We start from the raw sequence: 18,224 nt of genomic DNA, 5'->3' as shown, positions 1-18,224 counted from the left end.
GAAGCAGATTTGGCGCGGTGATTGTCTGCCTATGTGAATGGGCTTGGTAACAGGACACGCCAGCAGATGTGTCCATTCCATCCCGCTTTTGCGCAAACCGCTCGTCCAGATATTGTCGTGGCTGTGGCGGATATTCCTCCCACACTGGAGCCTGCCAAGGAATTGTCGAATGTGGGCACTCGTATCAGTTACTCGATGTTTGACACTCTGATACGGCGCGATTTCCTCTCGGTTGAAGGCGGTGGCGGTTCCGCATTGGTGCCGGGTCTTGCGGAGAGTTGGCAACGCCTTGATGAACTAACGTTGCAGGTCAAACTGCGGCCAGGCGTCACCTTTCACAATGGCGCGCCTCTGATAGCTGACGATATCGTCTTTACATTTTCACCCGAACGTCTGACTGGCAAAGATGCGCCTATCCCCGAAGGCAAGGCATATTTTTCGGTGCTCGATCACGTGGAAGCAATTGATCCGCTGACCGTGAATTTCGTCAACAAAAAGCCCGACCCACTGATGGAAGTTCGCCTTTCGTCGTGGGCATCATGGATCATCAATAAACAAGACTGGCTTGAAAAGCAGAAGACCGCTGCTGGCGGATTACCGCATTTCCCGGTTGGAACGGGACCCTACAGGCTGGATGATTACAAGGCTGACCAGCTCGTCAAGCTTTCCGCATTCAATGCTTACTGGGATGAAAAACCGACGGCTGCAACGGTCACTTTCCGAAAGGTGCCTGAAGGTGCCGGACGCATTGCAGGTCTTGTGAGTGGCGAATTCGATCTGGTCACCAATGTAGCCCCCGATCAGATCGCACAGATCAACAGCTACAACGATATTGAAGCCCGCAGTGTAGTGCTGGCCAATTCGCATGTGCTGGTCTTCAACACCAACCATCCGGTGCTGAAGGACAAGCGTATCCGACAGGCCCTGAGCATCGCAATCGATCGTGATCTTCTCAATCAGGCCCTTTGGAATAATCAGGCCGTCATTCCGCTCAGCCATCAATATCCTGAGTATGGCGCGATGTATGACCCAAACCATCCACCTTACAAACAAAATCTGGAAAAGGCCCGCCAGCTTCTCACTGATGCTGGCTACAAAGGGGAAGAGATTGTTTACGCGCTCCACCCAACCTATTATCTTAATGCTCTCTCTGCTGCGCAGATTATGGTCGAGATGTGGAAAGAGGCGGGGCTCAATATACGTTTGAACGTCACGGAAGACGTTGACCGCATTCCCAATGATGAGTTGATGATCCGCAACTGGTCAAACTCGACACGCTATCCAGACCCGCTGGGTGGCCTGTGGGCCTTATGGGGCCCTTACGGTACGGCCCAGGGGCGATGGAAAGTATGGGCGCCTGAACACTTCAACGAATTAGGTCGTCAGCTTGAAACTACGATTGACCTGCCAGAGCGGCAAAAAATCAGTAAGGAAATGCTGGCCATCTGGGACGATGAAGTGCCGGGCACCATCCTCTACCAGCCACTGGAAACCTATAGTGTTCGCAAGTCATTGAAATGGCAGCCATATACTTTTTATTACATGGATTTGCGTGCTTATAACCTTCAGGACACCAAGTGAGCGTTGCCGTTTTAACCAAGCCGGGACGCCCTGACAGCGCGTCCCGCAATGTCGGGCCGCTTGCACCGATCGATCTGGCGCTTGACGTTCAAGGGCTGAGCGTGATGCGAGGCAATCTACGTCTGGTGGATAATGTTTCTTTTTCTGTCCGGGCGGGAGAAACGCTTTGCCTTGTGGGAGAAAGTGGCTGCGGTAAGTCACTGACCTGCATGTCCTTGCTGGGCCTGCATTCTGCGCCTCTCGTCGCGACAGGCTCGATCAAACTCTTCGATCAGCAGATCATCGGTCGCCCAGAGACTTATCTCAACCGTATCCGTGGTCGCGATACCGGCATGATTTTTCAAAACCCCATGGTTGCCCTAAATCCCATACAGCGTATCGGTCCACAGATCGAAGAGGTTCTGCGCCATCATACAGATTTGTCTGCGCGTGCTCGAAAAGAAGAGGTGCTGGGCCTTCTAGAGCGAGTTGGCATAGCCGATCCGCAGTTGCGGTCGCGGGCCTACCCAAACCAGCTCTCGGGCGGCATGTGCCAACGTGTGATGATCGCCATGGCGATTGCCTGTCGTCCCCGCCTGCTGATCGCAGACGAGCCGACGACGGCGTTGGATGTGACAATACAGGCGCAGATCCTGGACTTGTTACGCGATCTGCAAACTGAAACCGGCATGGCAATGGTTTTCGTGACACATGATCTGGGCGTGGTTGCCGAAATTGCTCACCGTGTGGCTGTGATGTATGCGGGCAGAATAGTGGAAATCGCACCGGTTGATAAGCTTTTCGACACACCGTCGCATCCTTACACTGAGGCATTGATGGATTGTCGCGTTGGACTGGCGATGCAATCGGGCCAGCAATTGGCGGCAATTCCGGGCGGCGTTCCTTCGCCACGGGATCGTCCTATCGGCTGCGCATTCGCACCACGCTGCACATCGCGTCATACGGTTTGCAATCGCCCCGTGAGACTGTACGAACTTGCCCCAATGCATTGGGTCGCCTGCCATGCAAGAGGCGTATCATGACATCACCCATTCTGGAGATGGCAGATATTCGCCGCAGTTATCGCAAGCAAAGTCCCTGGTTTGGTCAGGCTGAGCTTTTCCATGCAGTTGACAGTCTTAGTCTTGCATTGTTGCGGGGTGAAATACTGGGTGTGGTGGGGGAGAGTGGTAGCGGCAAGTCGTCTTTGGGCAGGATCGCAGCCGGGATTGATACTCCGAGTGAAGGGACAGTTCTGTTTGAAGGACAGCCATATCCGGCAATCGGTTCAAGGAAATGGCGCATCGGTCGCCGTGACGTGCAATTTGTTTTTCAGAACCCGGCCAGCGCAATGGACCCGCGCCAGACCGTTCACAAGCAGGTCGCGGAGGTTTTGGCGACGCATGAAACAAAGACGTCCGCTGAAATTGACCGAGTGGTTTTGGAATTTCTGTCGATTGTTGGATTGCAAGCATATGGGCAAAAAGTGCCCGCTCAGCTTTCCGGCGGCCAGTTGCAGCGCGCCGTCATCGCACGTGCCCTTGTCTTGCGACCGCGGCTTTTGATCTGCGACGAGGCCGTATCCGCGCTCGATGTTTCTGTGCAGGCACAAATCCTCAATCTTCTTGTGGACCTGCGCAAGCGCTTCCAGTTGTCGATCATCTTTATCACCCATGATCTGGGCGTGACACGATTTATTAGTGACCGTATCGCGGTCATGAACAAGGGCAAACTGGTCGAGATGGGGCAGACAGAAGCGCTGTTTTCCAACCCCCGACAAGACTATACCCGCCGCCTTCTTGCCGCCATTCCCGCCAGTACGCCCGCGGAAGCGCAGCAAGCACGCCTTTTGCGCAAAAATACCCGCAAAGACCAGGACCACTCTTTACTGAAAGCCTGAACATGACCTTGATTATCGCCCACAGGGGCTACTCGGCGCTTTGGCCTGAAAACTCCTTCCAATCCTGGTCTGCTGCCATTGAGGCTGGAGCCGATGCGATTGAAATAGACATCCGGTTTTCTGAGGATGGTATTGCCCATTGCTCCCATGACGCGAGCCTTGAGCGGTTGAGCGGGCAGAAGTTGAGAATTAACGAAATCATATCGGCGGATATATTGTCCGTCACAATCAATGGCGAACCTGTCGCACCGACATTTGCCTCGGCGCTGGCGCTTGTGCCAGACCAGATAACGCTTCTGCTCGATATCAAGGATGAAAGCGAAGCTGCCCTTTCACATCTGGATAAGATTGTGAAAAAAGTAACCGATGTCGACATTGTCCTCGGCCTTCATGCTCAAGATAGCGTCAGCTACTTGGCTGCTTTGGGTCATGACCGGATTCTGGGTTTCATTCCTTGTGCGGATGAAGCAGAGGAATTTGTTACGCGCGGTGCAACCCTTATTCGTCTTTGGGAAATTGATGCGACGCCTGAGCGTATGGCGAAACTGACAGCGATGAATATTCCGGTCTGGATATCGACAGGTGAAACCGGAGACGAAGGGCGCATCTGCGGGGACTATATTTCCGGAATGCTGCATGAGTTTCGTGATGCTGGCGCTGGGGGACTTCTGGTCAACGATCCTGTCAAGGCGCGTCGGGAACTGGCAGCCTCTGTTTCCGGTGGACGTGAGAGATGAAGCCCGGCAGTACTTTGGTTATCTGCTTCGACGGATTGCGTCGCGATCGTGTTCTGCCCGAACTGATGCCAAATCTCTACACATTCATGCGGTCGGGTTCGGATTTCATCAATTCGAGATCGGTGTTTCCAAGCGAGACACGTGTGGCGGTTACCTCGACCATTACAGGCTGTTCACCGGCGGCTCACGGACTGGTAGCCAACCAGTTCCTCCACCCGGCCATATCTGGGCGCCCTTTGCAGACGGCGAAGATCGAAGACCTGATCGCTGCGGCTTCAATGGGGCAGTTAATTGATCGCCTTTCGCTGGGTGAACGCCTTTCTGATGCGGATCGAAAAATGGCAGTTATATCCACTGCCTCTCCCGGAGCAACGTGGATGATGCATCCAGAGGCACGGTGTCTTGGTCATCCGGTTTTTTCCGTCCATGGCGCACCGATTGCAACGGAACCATTATATGGTGCAGCTGTTGCAGCGCTGGGTGAGGTGCCGGCCGCGAAAACGGGGAATCATGCACGATTGACCTATGTTACGCGCGTTCTGACTGAGGTGCTCTGGCCAGAAGAAGACCCGGACCTTTGCCTCATGTGGTTGGCGGAGCCCGATACAACTGCCCATGCCTTTGGTATTACAGCCCCTGAGACGGCTCAATCCCAGAAAATGCCGATATTTGTTTTGGTCAGATATTGCGCTGGTGGCACGCTGGTCTTGGGCCTGAAAACCTTGTGGTCATGTCCGATCACGGCCAAATATCCGGCGTAAAAGAAGTCGACCTGCCGTCATCCCTGCTTCAATGGAAGGGACGCATGTCTCCCGGTGCCATGACGGGGTTTTATCTCAATGATCCTGATGAAATTGCTGTTGCAGTCGTTGAATTGGCGCGTCAACCTTTTACAGGGCTGATTTTTGCCGATAATGTGGATGGTGCTCTACCATGGTCGCTGACAGGAAACGGTCATCCACGCGGACCTAAATTGGCGTTTACCCTGCGCGCAACAAAACCTGACGCACAAGATGATGCCTGTTTCTTTCCGGGCTATATCGAACCCGGCGGCGGCTTTCATGGTGGCGTAAACCGTGGGGAGTTATCAACCGTTCTGGCAGCGTCCGGCCCGGCCTTCCGCAGCCATTTTGTCAGCTGGACGCCGACAACGCTTACCGATATTGCTCCGACACTTTTACATTTGCTGGGCTTGACGTTCGATGGCTGCGAGGGACGCATCCTTGTCGAAAGCCTCAATCATTGGCATGGTGATCCCTCCATGCCCGGCAGTCTGGAGAAAGACTGGCGGCACGAAATCGTAATGACAAATATTGGGGGCTATTCCCAACATTTGGCCGTCTGGCGTCATGGCTCTCGCGCAATTATAGATTGTGGCTGGAGTGACGGAGATTGCGCGTGGCGTGAGGACTTTGCCGGATGAACATGCGTTTTCTGCTCACAAACTCATTCGCTGTCTGAGCACCCTGTTGCTTGCGGTGACATTTGTTTTTGTGGTGCTGCGCATGTCGGGTGATCCGGTCGAGCGCATGTTGCCTGATGACGCTTCCGCATCGGTCGTGGAGGCCTACCGCGAGATGTGGGGATTGGATCGCACGATCCCGGAACAATATGCACTTTATATCAGTAGCGTTTTGCGCGGTGACTTCGGTGTGTCGTTTCGCGATAACCGCCCTGTCACAACGATAATTGCCGAGCGTCTGCCGGCAACTCTGACGCTTGGGTGTCTGTCTTTTTTCGTTACCTTGCTGGTCGGGATTCCAGGTGGCATTGTTGCGGCACTCAACAAGAACAGCTTGATAGACCGGGTGGTGATGAGTGCAACGATACTTGGCCACAGCCTGCCCAATTTCTTTCTTGGCATTCTTTTGATCCTGCTGTTTTCAATGGTGCTGCGGTGGCTGCCCAGTTCGGGTATCGGGACATGGAAGCACCTGGTCATGCCAGCGATTACGATTGGCACCGCCTATGCGGGGACGATTGCCCGGTTTACTCGTGCTTCAATGCTTGAGGTTCTCGATCAGCCTTTCGTGCGAACGGCGCGCGCCAAGGGCATCGGTGCGCGGGCCATGATCCTGAACCATGCGTTACCCAATGCAGGTATTCCGGTAATCACCGTTGTGGGTCTGCGACTTGGTGCGATTATTGGTGGCGCGACGGTGGTGGAAACCGTATTCGGTTATCCGGGCATCGGTATGCTTTTGGTCAGCTCTGTCGCCCAACGTGATCTTGCGGTGGTACAAGGTGTCGTTCTGCTCATTGCCTTTACAATGGTCATTTTCAATCTGCTTGTGGATCTGGCCTATGGCTGGCTCGATCCGCGTATTGCTAACGCGCAAGAAGGCAACGCATTATGAGCGCGGTCTCTGAAATATTAACGCCCCGCTACCGGCGCTTTCTAAAGATGCGTCTGCCAAAGGCCTCGCTGATTGTATGGCTTTGTGCATCTTGGTTATTGCTGATGCTTTTTGTTGCGATTTTCGTTCCCTTTATTGCCCCTTATGGCTTTGCCGATCAAAGTCTGCTTAATCGTCTAAAGCCGCCGGTTTTTGCCGGTGGAAACTGGAGTTTCCTGTTTGGAACGGATCATCTTGGCAGAGATGTGCTCAGCCGTCTGCTTTACAGCATCCGCACGTCGGTACTGATCGCCTTAATGGGAACCCTGATCGGGGCCAGCATCGGAACGTTGATGGGGTTTCTGGCGGCGCATTTCCGGGGCCGGGTCGATGACGCCGTGATGATTCTCGTCGATTTTCAGGCGAGTGTTCCATATTTGATTATTGCTTTGGCTGTGCTGGCCTTTTTGGGCAACAGCTTTAGCCTGTTTATTGTGATCGTCGGGTTTTTCGGCTGGGAGGTCTATGCTCGGCTGGCACGCGGACTGGTTATTTCCATCAACAGCCAAGGCTATGCAGGCGCTATCCGCACTTTGGGGGTCGCACCATGGCGCATCTATCTGCTGCATGTCCTGCCAAACATTCTCAGCGTTCTTGTGGTGCAGATCACGCTGAATTTTCCAGATATTATTCTGTTAGAAACGTCTCTGTCCTTCCTCAGCCTTGGCGTTCAACCACCTGAAACCAGCCTTGGACTGACCTTGGGAGAAGGGCGGAGCTATATCGCTACTGCATGTTGGATTGCTTTGCCTGCTGGAATTGTGATCTTCCTCACTACACTCTCAATCAGTATTCTTGGTGACTGGTTACGCGATATATTAAATCCGCAGGAACGGTAGGCATTTAGCCCAAATCGCTATCTCGTATGCTCACCGAAGTTTGATATAAATTTTCAATCGTACTCAGTTACTGTGACCTTTACATCGGCCTCTTTCAAAATTCGTGTCAGGGAGGGGGATGGCATTTCGTTGGTGATCAAGGCGGTGATGTCGCTGATTGACCCCAGTTTTACCATGGCCCTTTTGCCAAATTTGGAACTGTCTACAGCAAGCCATTTTTGCGCGGCTTGACCTAGCGCCGCCGACACGACGGCGACTTCCGTGTGGTCGTCGTCACAAAGATCACCATCGTCGTCGACGCCGCTCACCGAAATAATGGCGTAGTCGAACTTGAACCGGCGGATGAATTCGGGCGTGTCCCCCTGAAACATGCCACCGTCTATGGGTCTTACAAAGCCTCCGGGAACAGCCAGTGTGAAATCTGTCTGTTCGCTGATTATGGCCGCAGAGCGCAGACTGTATGTCACGACATGCAGTTGCTTTTTTCCGACCAGCGCGTTGGCAATCGCCTCGCATGTGGTGCCTGTATCAAGAAAGATCGTTGCGCCATCGGGAATCTGCATGGCGACGGCTTTTGCGATACAGGCTTTTTCGTCGGCCTTGTCGTGTCTGCGCTGGCGATATGTCAGTGGGTCCATCGGTGCCAGTTGCGATGCACCGCCATGAAGCCTGCGCACCTTGCCCCTCTGTTCGAGATCGGCAATATCACGACGCGCTGTCTGGGTGGTGACCGAAAAGCGATCCGCTATTTCTTCAAGAGCGACATAATGGCTGCTCTGAATCCATTCCAGAAGTATGCTCTGACGGACTTCCTTCTTGCGTCCGTTCGACTGGTTGCTGCTGATCATCTCGCCCCTGAAAGATTGCTTGCTGATATTCATTTCTCATTTCCGGACTGAAAAAGGCAAGAGAAATGCGTTTTTGCGGACATCATTCCTCAAGGGTGCTCTTAATAGTTAGAATGTAAAATTAATAACATTAATACGCCTTACAGTGACATAAGCCGGATAGTTCTGCGGTAATTAACACAAAATGTTATAAAAGTGACATTGAACTCTGTCATTCCGGCGTCAAGCGAGCTTTCCTTTCTACATGATGCTGGACGCTTTCAACCAATTGAGATTTCCTTAGAAAAGGATCGAGGAATGGGACCGGGGATAATCAGGCGTAACTCTAGAATTCTGACGATGACCACACGACTTCTGTGTGGCGTAGCCCTTGTAGGCAGTGCCGTCTTTCCGGCACAGGCAGCGGATGACAGTTATGACATCCGCGTCATGACACTCAACATCTGGAACAAGTTCAAGCAGAATCCCGAAGTGACTGCTGATTTCATGGCTGCAGCCAATTTCGACGTTTTGGGCATGCAGGAAACCAATGGCAGCACCTATGTAAGTGGCCTGCCGGGCCTGCTGGCGACGCGCGGGCGCGGCACATATGGCAATATCGAGATCGGTGATGTGGGGGTTATATCCCGCTTGCCGGGCTCCTATAGCATGGTTAATCTTGGTGGTGGTACGCAGGGAAAGAATGTTGCTTATACACAGGTAACCGCAGCCGGTTTCCGCCCACAGACAACGATTGCAACCATACACCTTGATTATGCGGATACGTCGTCCGGTCGCATCGATGAAGCGAAGGCGCTCAACAAATGGGCCAAGGGCGCTGTCGGTCAGCCGGTAATTCTCATGGGCGATTTCAACGCGGGCGATGTGGCGGAACGTGGATTGCACCATATCGATGCGCAGATCAGGCTCATTCAGAATATCGGCGGTAACGGCTTCTACCGCCGCCTTGGGTGGGAATATATCCGGGCAGGCGATGAGGCCAAAACCCGCGCTGTGATTCAGGAAGCCTTTGCCGGACAAGACATCGACCAGCTCTCATGGAAGCAATGGGGTGATGCACTTTCCACCGCCTACAAGGCTGGAAAGGATGTCGGTCTGAAGGATGAAACCTATGCGGTCGCCAGCAATCTCCCCGTCACCATGAATGTGCTTAAGAAGCAATATATGCTGCTACAAACGGATGCGATCCGTGAGGGCTTCAAGCCGCACGATCTCAACGATGGCAGCACCACATGGCCTTCGGCTGGTGAGGATGCCACCAATACATGGGCAAGCTGGGATCGCGTCAAGATCGACCATTTTCTCGTCTCGCGCCCGTTCGGCAAATGGTACACGATCGTCGATGATCCCAAGAACCCTTATACGGGTGTAATCAAGGATATTTACGTCACCGACAAAAAAGGTAGGAAGACCGCAATTTCCGACCATGAACCCGTCGCCCACGATATGCGCTGGGTGGGGCCGCAGCTTGAGACCTATACGGAAGGGACTGCAGAGAAAACACGTCTTGTCTGGGGCGCGGGTGCTTATGGTTTCGAGGCGAAGAACAAGGAGTTCGTTCTCACCCGCAACAATAATCGCAACGATCTCTATCTCGGCCAGATTTCGGACGATGAAGGCAATCCCATTCTCAACAACCTCTCGCTCGACGAGAAAAAGACGCTTCTGAATTGCCAAAGCACCGATGCGCGTTTTCAGCAGGCCATTCAGGATTATTGCATCGATGATCATTCTTTCATTGGCGAAACGGCAGTCGCCGATGGCGGTACCATTATCGTTACCGAGGATGCAGCGCTCGGCAATGCCGATGCCCGGCTGCGCCTGATTGGCGGCGGATTGCGCATTGCTGGCAGCGACATGACGAGCCTCGACCGTAAGGTGTCGCTTGAAGGTCTTGGCTGGATCGACATTGCCGATGCGGGCAACAGCGTGATGCTGCTTCAGGAGGCAACCGGCGGCGGCGCATTGTTGAAGCGCGGCGCGGGCACGCTCGTTCTTGGCCAGGCCAGCAGCTATACAGGCGGAACGCTGGTCGAGGCGGGTGTGCTTCGGGCAGGAACGGCAGGCGCATTCGTCAACAACTCCGCCTTTGCGGTCAATGGCGGCAGGCTCGAGCTCAATGGTTACGATCTCACCATGGCATCCTTGGCCGGTGAGGGTGGAACGCTTGATCTTGGTGCTGCCAACCTGACTATCGATCAAGCCGCTAATACAAGCTTTGACGGTACTGTCGATGGCACGGGAAATCTCATCAAATCGGGCGCCGGTACACTGGTTCTCAATGGTGCTGCCAGCTATTCTGGCACCACCACGGTCAAGGCGGGTGGCCTTGTCGTCGGTGACGCAGACCATGCTAATGCGCGTCTTATTGGTGCGGTCAGCGTCGAAAACGGGGCTTTTATCGGAGGGGCTGGTTCCATCGGCGGGCTTCATGCCGGTGCAGGCAGCGTGATTGCGCCCGGCAATTCCATAGGCAGTTTACGCATTGCCGGTGATCTGTCCTTAGACAAGGATGCCACCTATGTCGCTGAAATCGAAGGTTCCGGTGCTAGCGACCGCATCGATGTTGGCGGGAAAGCGACGCTTGGCGGTGCAAAAGTCTATGTGGAAAAGGCAGTCGGCACTTATATGCCGGGCAGGCGCTACACGCTACTGAGCGCTGAAGGCGGCATTTCAGGCACTTTCGGCGACATGAGCCAAAACATGCCCTTTGTCGATATGGGCCTCGCCTATGACGCCAATGCAGTCTATCTCGACATTGCAAGAAACGGTGTTGATTTCGTTTCGGTCGCCGGGACGCGCAACCAGAAATCTGTTGCCGCTGCCGTCGACGGGCTCGGTGCCGGCAATGCCATTTACGACACCGTCGTCATGCAGGAAGGTGAGGACAATGTGCGCCGCGCCTTTGATGCGCTTTCGGGCGAAATCCATGCTTCTGCCAGAACCGCTCTCATCAACGAAAGTGCGACTGTTCGCAACGCTGTTCTGGACCGGATCGGTGCTGCGTTTGGCAATGCGGGGCAGGGCGTTGCTCCATCTACGGTCGCAACCGATGCGAATGCAGGCGGGCTCTCCGCACCGCGGGCTGGGATCTGGGGTCAGGCGGTTGGTTCGTGGAGTGAGACCGGTTCTAACGGCAATGCCGGCAAGCTAAAGCAATCGACAGGCGGTTTCATTGCTGGTTATGATGCGGAAGTGGTCGAAAACTGGCGACTTGGCGCGGTTGCAGGCTATAACCGCACCAGTTTCAATGTCGATGACCGCAATTCTTCCGGCCATAGCGACAATTATCATCTGGGCGTCTATGGTGGCGCGCAATGGGATGCAACTATGCTCAAGGCGGGTCTTGCCTATAGCTGGCACCGCATCGAAACGGATCGTCTGGCAGCATATCCGGGCTTTTCCGAAAGTCTTGACGGCAATTATGACGGCGACAGCTTCCAGGCCTTCGGCGAGCTCTCGCATCGTTTCGATATGAGCGGCGCTGCCATCGAACCTTTCGCCAATCTTGCCGTCGTGCGCCTTCAGACCGATGGTTTCAGCGAGAAGGGCGGTAGTGCGGCATTGGGGGTGGACAAGCAAACCACGACCACGACCTTTACGACGCTTGGCTTTCGCGCTTCCGCGCCCGTTATGCTTGGTAGCACTGAGGTGAAGCTTAACGGTGCGCTTGGCTGGCAACATTCGTTTGGCGACACCACGCCGACTGTGGCCGCATCCTTCGAGAATGGAACGGCGTTCTCAGTGGCTGGTGTTCCGGTTGCGGAAGACAGCGCCGTGGTCAAGGCGGGCTTCGACATAAATCTCGGTCATGACGCGACGCTGGGGCTTGAATATTCAGGCCAGTATGGTTCGGGATTCAGTCAGAACACAGGCCGCGCAAATCTCAGTATAAAATTCTAATGCAAATAGCGGTCGGGCATAGATAATGCCCGACCGTACTTATCAATCGTCAGATGCTCCAGATCGATGATCCTGTAAGCCAGCTACTGGGTCTATTTCGTTATGGTCGAGTTGCGGGGCCGGTCCTTTAAGAAACCGGAACAGCTGGCAGGTCCGTTATCTTCAGCGTTCTCAAAACAACCTCGATTTGAACGACGGAGCTGGGGGATGCGTTGCCAGCCTGAACGCTGTAACGCTCTCCGATGGTTGAATTATAGCTGCCTTTGATCTCCAGCTTGTTATATTCGGCATCATCTGTGTAATCAGCATCGTCGGGTGCCGTCTGTTGTAACTGGGACGGGTCGCCTTTGAACGCATCGATTGTGTGATGGAGATTGTCGCGCAACGTCGCGAGCTGTTCCTGTGACATGCCGTTTATCCAGTCGACAAAGACCGCCCTATGGCCAGCATTATCCATATCGTAACCTTTGGACGCGGCGTATTCCAGAAGGATCGGCACGGGACTATAGCCCTCGCCGCTTTGGTCGACGAGTGCATCGGCGGCCTCCTCGCTCAAGCCGGAGTGCTCCAGAAAATGCTGGGATAATTCATTGTCGTATTTGTTGCTCTCCTGAACATTTGTCACCACCATGGATGCGATCGTGCCAACGATAACCACGCCGATGCCGATCGGGCCTAGTATAGTGCCTGTTCCGAGTGCAGCAGTTACGCCACCTGCTGCCGTTAATCCATGGGTAATGCCCAGTTCAGGGTTGCCGTCAGTAAAAGCCTGATAGGAATTGACGCCGTCGAATACGGCGCCGATGACACCCAGAATTTTGGTGCCAGGGCGGACGCTGCCGTCAAAATTTTTAACGACAAAAGAGTCCGGGTCCATCATGCCGAAACCGCTGCGGATTTCAACCGAGCGCTGCCAGAGACCGGCAGTATCGTAACTTACCTTAAGGATATTTTCGAGATTGGGTTCGGTGCCCGCCGCTCGCGCTGAATTATAAAGGCTCATGGCAGCACCTGTCGCACCGATCATGCGCAGCACCTGACCGGGAACGGTGGAGGTCGAGAAAGTGCGGACACCGCTCTGTTTACCACTGTCGAGTTTGCCGAGCTCTTTGTTAAGCTTGTCCATCTTGGTCTTGATGGCAGCATCGGATTCACCCGGCGCTGGTATTGCAGCCTCAACGGCATCGATGGCCTTGTTCATATCCTTCTCGGTGACACCGAGCAAAGCCGCATATTTGCTGTCGCGGAACTGCGCCAGACTATCGCGGATTTCACGCATTTTGTCGGCGTCCGCGCCCTTGATATCTTCAAAATTCGGCAGCACATCGCGCTGCACGACCTGCGTAAACACTTCCTCCGCCAGCTTGCGACCGCGATCCGTCAAGCGGCCTTCCTCACCGAGGAAATTCAGAACTTGAGGTCTGTCGAGCAGTTGGGGATTGGTGCGTAATGCCGACTGGATCGCCAGATAGGAGCGGTCATCATTGAGAATGCTTTCGATTTCCTTGTTGATGAGCTCCTTTTGCTCTGCCGGTTCGTCGGGGAAATCGCCAAGCTGCGTGATCTGGTCGAGAAGGCTTTCACCCTTTTCGTTGACCGCCTTCTCAAGACGCTCGTTTTCAGCGTTCCACTCGTCACCCTTTTCCGTCTTATAATCGGCGATGGCCTGCTCAAGCTGCTCAGGCGTCATGGTGTCGCCGTGATTATCGATCAGCCAGCGCAGCTCTTCCATATGTACGGAATAGTCTTCTACTGCACTGTTGGTCGCGCTTTGGTTCTGGCGAACGCCGGGCAGAATGTCCTGTTCGAGCAGATGTGTGCTAGAGCCTTGCGTTTGAGAAAGTTCAAGCGGGTATTGCAGGCTACCGCCATTTCCAATCGATTTCGGTATTTGGTTCTGGGCATAAAAGCCCATTTCCGCCCATCGCTCTATGACCTGGTCGCCTTGCGATGTGCCTTCGATGCGTTCGGCAACCTTGAGCATGGATTCCACGCCGCCAAAGCCCAGCATGGGGTAACCCGATTGCTGCTGATAAAGGATATTGACGCGTTCAATTTCGGGCATTGCAGTTGATACGAGGTCTGCGGCCACTTCCGGTGGTGCATTCTGCGTCATCGTCTCAAGGCGCAGGAAGGTCTGATACGGCTTTTGCTGCTCACTCGTGGCCGGATCGAAATCATGCATCGGTTCGGTGGCATAATCGGCCATCGACGTCATGAATTCATCGACATAACCTTGACGCAGAAGCGCCTGCTGCACCTCCGGGCTGGCCTTGCCATAACCGTCGATAAAGGCTGTCAACTGTGCTTCGGCTCCACCGGGTGTAGCCGAGGCATTATCGACAACGGCGCGCACTTCGCTTTCGATTTCAGGACCATTATGTCCGGTCAGCAAAAGTGCGATGCCGGACGACCGGGACGCTTCCTCGATGGCGATCTGCGCCGGACCGGCATCGGTCCAGTTGCGATCATAGAGATTTTGCAACGCATCTGCGCGTCTGCCTTCCGGTAGAGTATTCAAAAAGCCTTCGATATCTTTGGAAAGGGCGGTGGTTTCGCGGCTATGATCCACATCTGCCAAAGGATCGGCGTATTCAAGATCGTTACCACGTGCGTAAAGATCATCGGCAAACGCATCGACGGCATCGTCGTGCAAGCCCGCATCCTCGAGCGCATCGTCAATGGCGATACCCGCGGGTCCCGCATCGGTCCAATCCTTTTCCGAAAGACGAATGGCTGCATCCTGCCGTGCCTCAGGGGGCAGGGCGTCGAGGTAGGCTGCCACATCTTCCTGTATCGCTTGCGTTTCCGCCGTATGATCAATGCCGTCTTCAGGCTTGGCATATTCGATCTGGTTTCCGCGCTCATAAAGCGATTGCACGAAGGCATCTTCTGCCTCAGGTTCGCCTCTAGCGTCGGGCTTTGATGCGGCTACCTGCTCGGGGGCGGGCGCGGGCAGAATAACGACATCGCCGGGATGAATGAGATCGCCGTTATGATTGGATTCATTGGCGTTGATTGCCATTGTCTCGCCGATATCGGCCTGATTTTCCAGTGCGATGCCTTCAAGCGTATCGCCCGCCTCGACGATGAAAACGCGCTCGCCGTTACCAGGCTTTCCCTTATTGTCGCCGCCTTCCCTTTCGCGGCTTACGATCTCAATGTCGCGACGAAAGGATTCCGCCTGCGCAGCCGGTATCGGGGTTGCATTTTCACCCGCTTCGTCAAAACGGTTGCGGGCGTTTCCGTCAATCCGATAGGCCATGCTACGCTCTCCACTGTCGGTTCAGGAAAAATCGTCAACTGCGAATGGGACAAATTAGACTTTAGAAAATTAGCTTGGCTTCCCGATGACAGTTTCATGAAATCTACCAGTTATGGTCAGAAAACCCGCACTTGGCTACCAATTCTGGCACGCTGGTAAAGGTCGATGACGTCACTGTTGGTCATGCGAAAACATCCGGACGAGGCTGCGGTCCCGATTGTTTCCGGCTCATTGGAGCCGTGGATGCGGTAAAGCGTTTTGCCGAGATAAATTGCTCTGGCACCAAGCGGATTATCAGGGCCACCCGTCATATGGGCGGGTAGGTCCGGACGCCGGGCGCGCATCGATGCGGGCGGTCGCCAGTCCGGCCATTCGCGCTTGGCGCTGATCCGTTCGGTGCCGTACCAGCCGAACCCTTCACGGCCTACACCCACCGCATAGCTCTGTGCTGTGCCGTTCGGTTCGATGAAGTAAAGGCGACGTGCAGTCGTATCGATCAGGATTGTTCCGGGTGCTTCATCGCTCGGGTAGTTGATGCGCTGGCGGGTGCTGATATCTGCCTTTTCGGCATGATTTGGTCGCGTGGGAAACCCGGCGCCGGGATGCGTGGGCGAGAACAGGAAATCCACATAGGAATTGTCGAATGCCGGTACGGCACCCGAAGATTGCGCGTAAGCGGGCAATGCGCAGAACAACGATAGGAGCAAAACGAGCGGTCGGAGAAAATCTCTGTACATGGGTGCTCTCGTTCATGAGGTTCAGATAAGCCTTGCTGCCACAAGAAGATCGGCAACACGCTGGAAGCTCGCTTCGGGAACCGGTTCCCCGGTGCGCGCCGTGCGGGCGATTGTAGCGGCAAGGTTTTTGTCGCGGATCACCGGAATATCGGTCAGAAGAGCCTCGGTGATCATGGTACGCGATTGCTCGGGGCTGCCACGGCAGACAATCATCGGAACTGGCGTTTCGCCGCGCACATAACGGATGCCAACGGTCCAGCCATCAGGCGCGGCCACAAGAAGCGATGCATTGAGTAGCCCCGTCTTGGTGGCGAATGTCTGCATTTCACGACGCTGTTTCTGGCGCTGCTGGAGAATGGCAGGATCTCCATCGGAATCTTTTCTTTCCCGCTTCTGTTCGCTCTTGGTCATTTTCATATCGCGCTTGAAAAGCCATTGCTGAACGAGAACATCGATGAGCCCCACCAGAAAGAAGGCGATGACGGCGGTGACGATCAGCGGTTGCAGCATCGCTGAAAACGTATTGGTGATGCAGGATGCGCCGCAGGCCGACGATTGCAGCAATGATTGAATGCCGCCACGAAAGACGATGAAGAAGGCGGTTGCCAGTGCAATGATCTTGACGAGCGATTTCAGGAACTCGACCACGCTGCGCATGGAAAAAAGGCGTTTCGCACCGGAAATCGGGTTGATATGTTCAAAATTGGGCGTGATCGGTTCGGTGGAAAAGAGAAAACCGCGCATGACCACGAGATTGGTAAGGACTATTGCCGCCACCGTTACTGCAAGCAACGGCACGGCAAGGCTGGTCATGATGCTCCCTGCAAGGGTCAGTACATCGGGCCACACTTCCCTAAAGGGGTCGACATGCACGCGCTGCGCGATGACGTTTATCAAAGCCTCGACCTTGCTTTTCTGGTCAGGAAGGACCACAGCGAGGTAGCCGGTCGAGGCGATCATCGCCGTCCCGGCAACCAGATCCTGACTTTTGGCAACCTGTCCCTTGTCGCGCGCGTCGCGGATTTTTTTGTCAGAAGCGGGAAGACTTTTCTCTTCGCTGGTTTCACTCACGTTTGTTCCCCCGAAATATCACGGTTAAAAAACTGAGACAAAAACAGATTACAGAATGATGACGGCCTTGAGTCGTCGGCTTCCGATTCGGAGGCTACGAATAAGCGCGTTCTTAGTGAGGTATTATGCGACACCGTTCCACCAGTGCCATGATTGTAACGTGTATGGCTCTGGCGGCTTGCACAACGGCTTCTGACAACGCACTGACCAGTGGGCCGAAAGGCGATGAAGCGCGTCTCATAGCCCTTGCGCAGGATATCGACCGGCGCGGCGACAAGGCCACGGCGGCTTCGCTCTATGAGCGGGCGGCGAGTGTTTCCAGCGATACGATCGGTGCGCATATTCGTCTGGGTGACGCGCAGCTTGCATCCGGGCAACCGGAGCAGGCAGCCAAATCGTTCCGCACGGCTCTGGCAAAAGATCCCAATAATGGCCGCGCGCTTTTGGGTTTGGGAACAGCACAATTGCAGTCGAACGAGGTCGAAAGTGCTGCGCGAACGCTCGCCGTCGCGGCCCCCATCGTCAAATCCTCGACCGCCTATAATCGCCTTGGCACCGCGCTCATCCTGATCGGCGATGGAAGTGGCGCGGAAGCGGCCTTTAGCCAGGCGAGACACCAAGATCCCGCCAGCCTCGACACGCAATCCAATCTTGCGTTGGCGCAGGTATTGTCGGGCAAGACTGACGCCGCCGTCACAACGATGCGCGCCGTCACTCAGTCTCCGCGTGCCGAGGCGCGTCATTTCCGCAATCTGATGCTGGTTCTGGTGCTTGGGGGGCGGGACAGGGAGGCGGCTGATGTGGCGATGCCGGATTATCCTGCGGCGGAAAAGCGGGCATTCCTTGCAGAGGCGCGCAAGGTGCGTGCGATCAGGTCGCCATCGGCGCGCGCACGCTCCATCGGTCTGCTTGCCTCCGGGGCAAGATGATCCCGAACACTTCAGTGGCGTTGGTTCCTGAAGTATCAA

At 54.7% G+C, this 18,224-nt stretch carries 14 protein-coding genes; 10 read left to right on the top strand and 4 right to left on the bottom strand.

The window, feature by feature from the left end:
• The first annotated feature begins 21 nt into the window (after positions 1 to 21).
• The 8 genes from AAIB41_RS16055 to AAIB41_RS16020 are packed head-to-tail and all read left to right on the top strand — an operon-like array spanning position 22 to position 7,432.
• Complete coding sequence (locus tag AAIB41_RS16055; protein ID WP_343315026.1) at positions 22 to 1,581, top strand: ABC transporter substrate-binding protein; 1,560 nt, start codon at positions 22 to 24, stop codon at positions 1,579 to 1,581.
• Positions 1,578 to 2,603, top strand: coding sequence for an ABC transporter ATP-binding protein (locus tag AAIB41_RS16050; protein WP_343315025.1), 1,026 nt, complete (start codon positions 1,578 to 1,580; stop codon positions 2,601 to 2,603). The genes AAIB41_RS16055 and AAIB41_RS16050 overlap by 4 nt, the downstream gene beginning before the upstream one ends.
• Entirely contained in the window at positions 2,600 to 3,460 is an 861-nt protein-coding gene (locus AAIB41_RS16045) for an ATP-binding cassette domain-containing protein (RefSeq protein ID WP_343315024.1), read from the top strand. Before AAIB41_RS16050 ends, AAIB41_RS16045 begins: the two co-directional genes overlap by 4 nt.
• A 2-nt stretch (positions 3,461 to 3,462) precedes the next feature.
• Positions 3,463 to 4,197 (top strand): glycerophosphodiester phosphodiesterase family protein, encoded by a 735-nt coding sequence (locus AAIB41_RS16040; RefSeq protein WP_343315023.1) that lies wholly within the window; start codon positions 3,463 to 3,465, stop codon positions 4,195 to 4,197.
• Positions 4,194 to 4,958 carry an alkaline phosphatase family protein gene (locus AAIB41_RS16035; protein ID WP_343315022.1) on the top strand — a complete coding sequence of 255 codons (765 nt, stop codon included), beginning with the start codon at positions 4,194 to 4,196 and terminating at the stop codon, positions 4,956 to 4,958. The genes AAIB41_RS16040 and AAIB41_RS16035 overlap by 4 nt, the downstream gene beginning before the upstream one ends.
• Positions 4,928 to 5,620 (top strand): hypothetical protein, encoded by a 693-nt coding sequence (locus tag AAIB41_RS16030; RefSeq protein ID WP_343315021.1) that lies wholly within the window; start codon positions 4,928 to 4,930, stop codon positions 5,618 to 5,620. Before AAIB41_RS16035 ends, AAIB41_RS16030 begins: the two co-directional genes overlap by 31 nt.
• Complete coding sequence (locus tag AAIB41_RS16025; RefSeq protein ID WP_343315020.1) at positions 5,601 to 6,554, top strand: ABC transporter permease; 954 nt, start codon at positions 5,601 to 5,603, stop codon at positions 6,552 to 6,554. Before AAIB41_RS16030 ends, AAIB41_RS16025 begins: the two co-directional genes overlap by 20 nt.
• The gene (locus tag AAIB41_RS16020; protein WP_343315019.1) at positions 6,551 to 7,432 is read left to right on the top strand and encodes an ABC transporter permease; all 882 of its coding nucleotides are present in this window, start codon (positions 6,551 to 6,553) and stop codon (positions 7,430 to 7,432) included. The genes AAIB41_RS16025 and AAIB41_RS16020 overlap by 4 nt, the downstream gene beginning before the upstream one ends.
• Positions 7,433 to 7,485: 53 nt before the next feature.
• Here AAIB41_RS16020 and AAIB41_RS16015 read toward each other — a convergent pair whose 3' ends face one another.
• Positions 7,486 to 8,313 carry a DeoR/GlpR family DNA-binding transcription regulator gene (locus tag AAIB41_RS16015; protein ID WP_343315018.1) on the bottom strand — a complete coding sequence of 276 codons (828 nt, stop codon included), beginning with the start codon at positions 8,311 to 8,313 and terminating at the stop codon, positions 7,486 to 7,488.
• A gap of 306 nt (positions 8,314 to 8,619) precedes the next feature.
• Between AAIB41_RS16015 and AAIB41_RS16010 the strand changes: the two genes are divergently transcribed.
• The gene (locus AAIB41_RS16010; protein WP_343315017.1) at positions 8,620 to 12,183 is read left to right on the top strand and encodes an autotransporter domain-containing protein; all 3,564 of its coding nucleotides are present in this window, start codon (positions 8,620 to 8,622) and stop codon (positions 12,181 to 12,183) included.
• 127 nt (positions 12,184 to 12,310) lie between these two features.
• Here AAIB41_RS16010 and AAIB41_RS16005 read toward each other — a convergent pair whose 3' ends face one another.
• The 3 genes from AAIB41_RS16005 to AAIB41_RS15995 all read right to left on the bottom strand — a co-directional run bounded on the left by AAIB41_RS16005 (position 12,311) and on the right by AAIB41_RS15995 (position 17,256).
• A complete protein-coding gene (locus AAIB41_RS16005; RefSeq protein ID WP_343315016.1) occupies positions 12,311 to 15,448 on the bottom strand; it encodes a LysM peptidoglycan-binding domain-containing protein in 3,138 nt (1,045 codons plus the stop codon).
• A 116-nt stretch (positions 15,449 to 15,564) separates the two neighbouring features.
• On the bottom strand, positions 15,565 to 16,185 hold the full coding sequence (locus AAIB41_RS16000; protein WP_343315015.1) for a L,D-transpeptidase: 621 nt from the start codon (positions 16,183 to 16,185) through the stop codon (positions 15,565 to 15,567).
• Positions 16,186 to 16,206: 21 nt separating this feature from the next.
• Positions 16,207 to 17,256 (bottom strand): EscU/YscU/HrcU family type III secretion system export apparatus switch protein, encoded by a 1,050-nt coding sequence (locus AAIB41_RS15995; RefSeq protein ID WP_343315014.1) that lies wholly within the window; start codon positions 17,254 to 17,256, stop codon positions 16,207 to 16,209.
• 125 nt (positions 17,257 to 17,381) lie between these two features.
• Between AAIB41_RS15995 and AAIB41_RS15990 the strand changes: the two genes are divergently transcribed.
• A complete protein-coding gene (locus AAIB41_RS15990) occupies positions 17,382 to 18,185 on the top strand; it encodes a tetratricopeptide repeat protein (RefSeq protein WP_343315013.1) in 804 nt (267 codons plus the stop codon).
• Positions 18,186 to 18,224 lie beyond the last annotated feature (39 nt).

This window comes from Brucella sp. BE17, assembly GCF_039545455.1.
Classification (GTDB): domain Bacteria; phylum Pseudomonadota; class Alphaproteobacteria; order Rhizobiales; family Rhizobiaceae; genus Brucella.
This window is presented reverse-complemented; position numbering and strand designations above follow the sequence as displayed.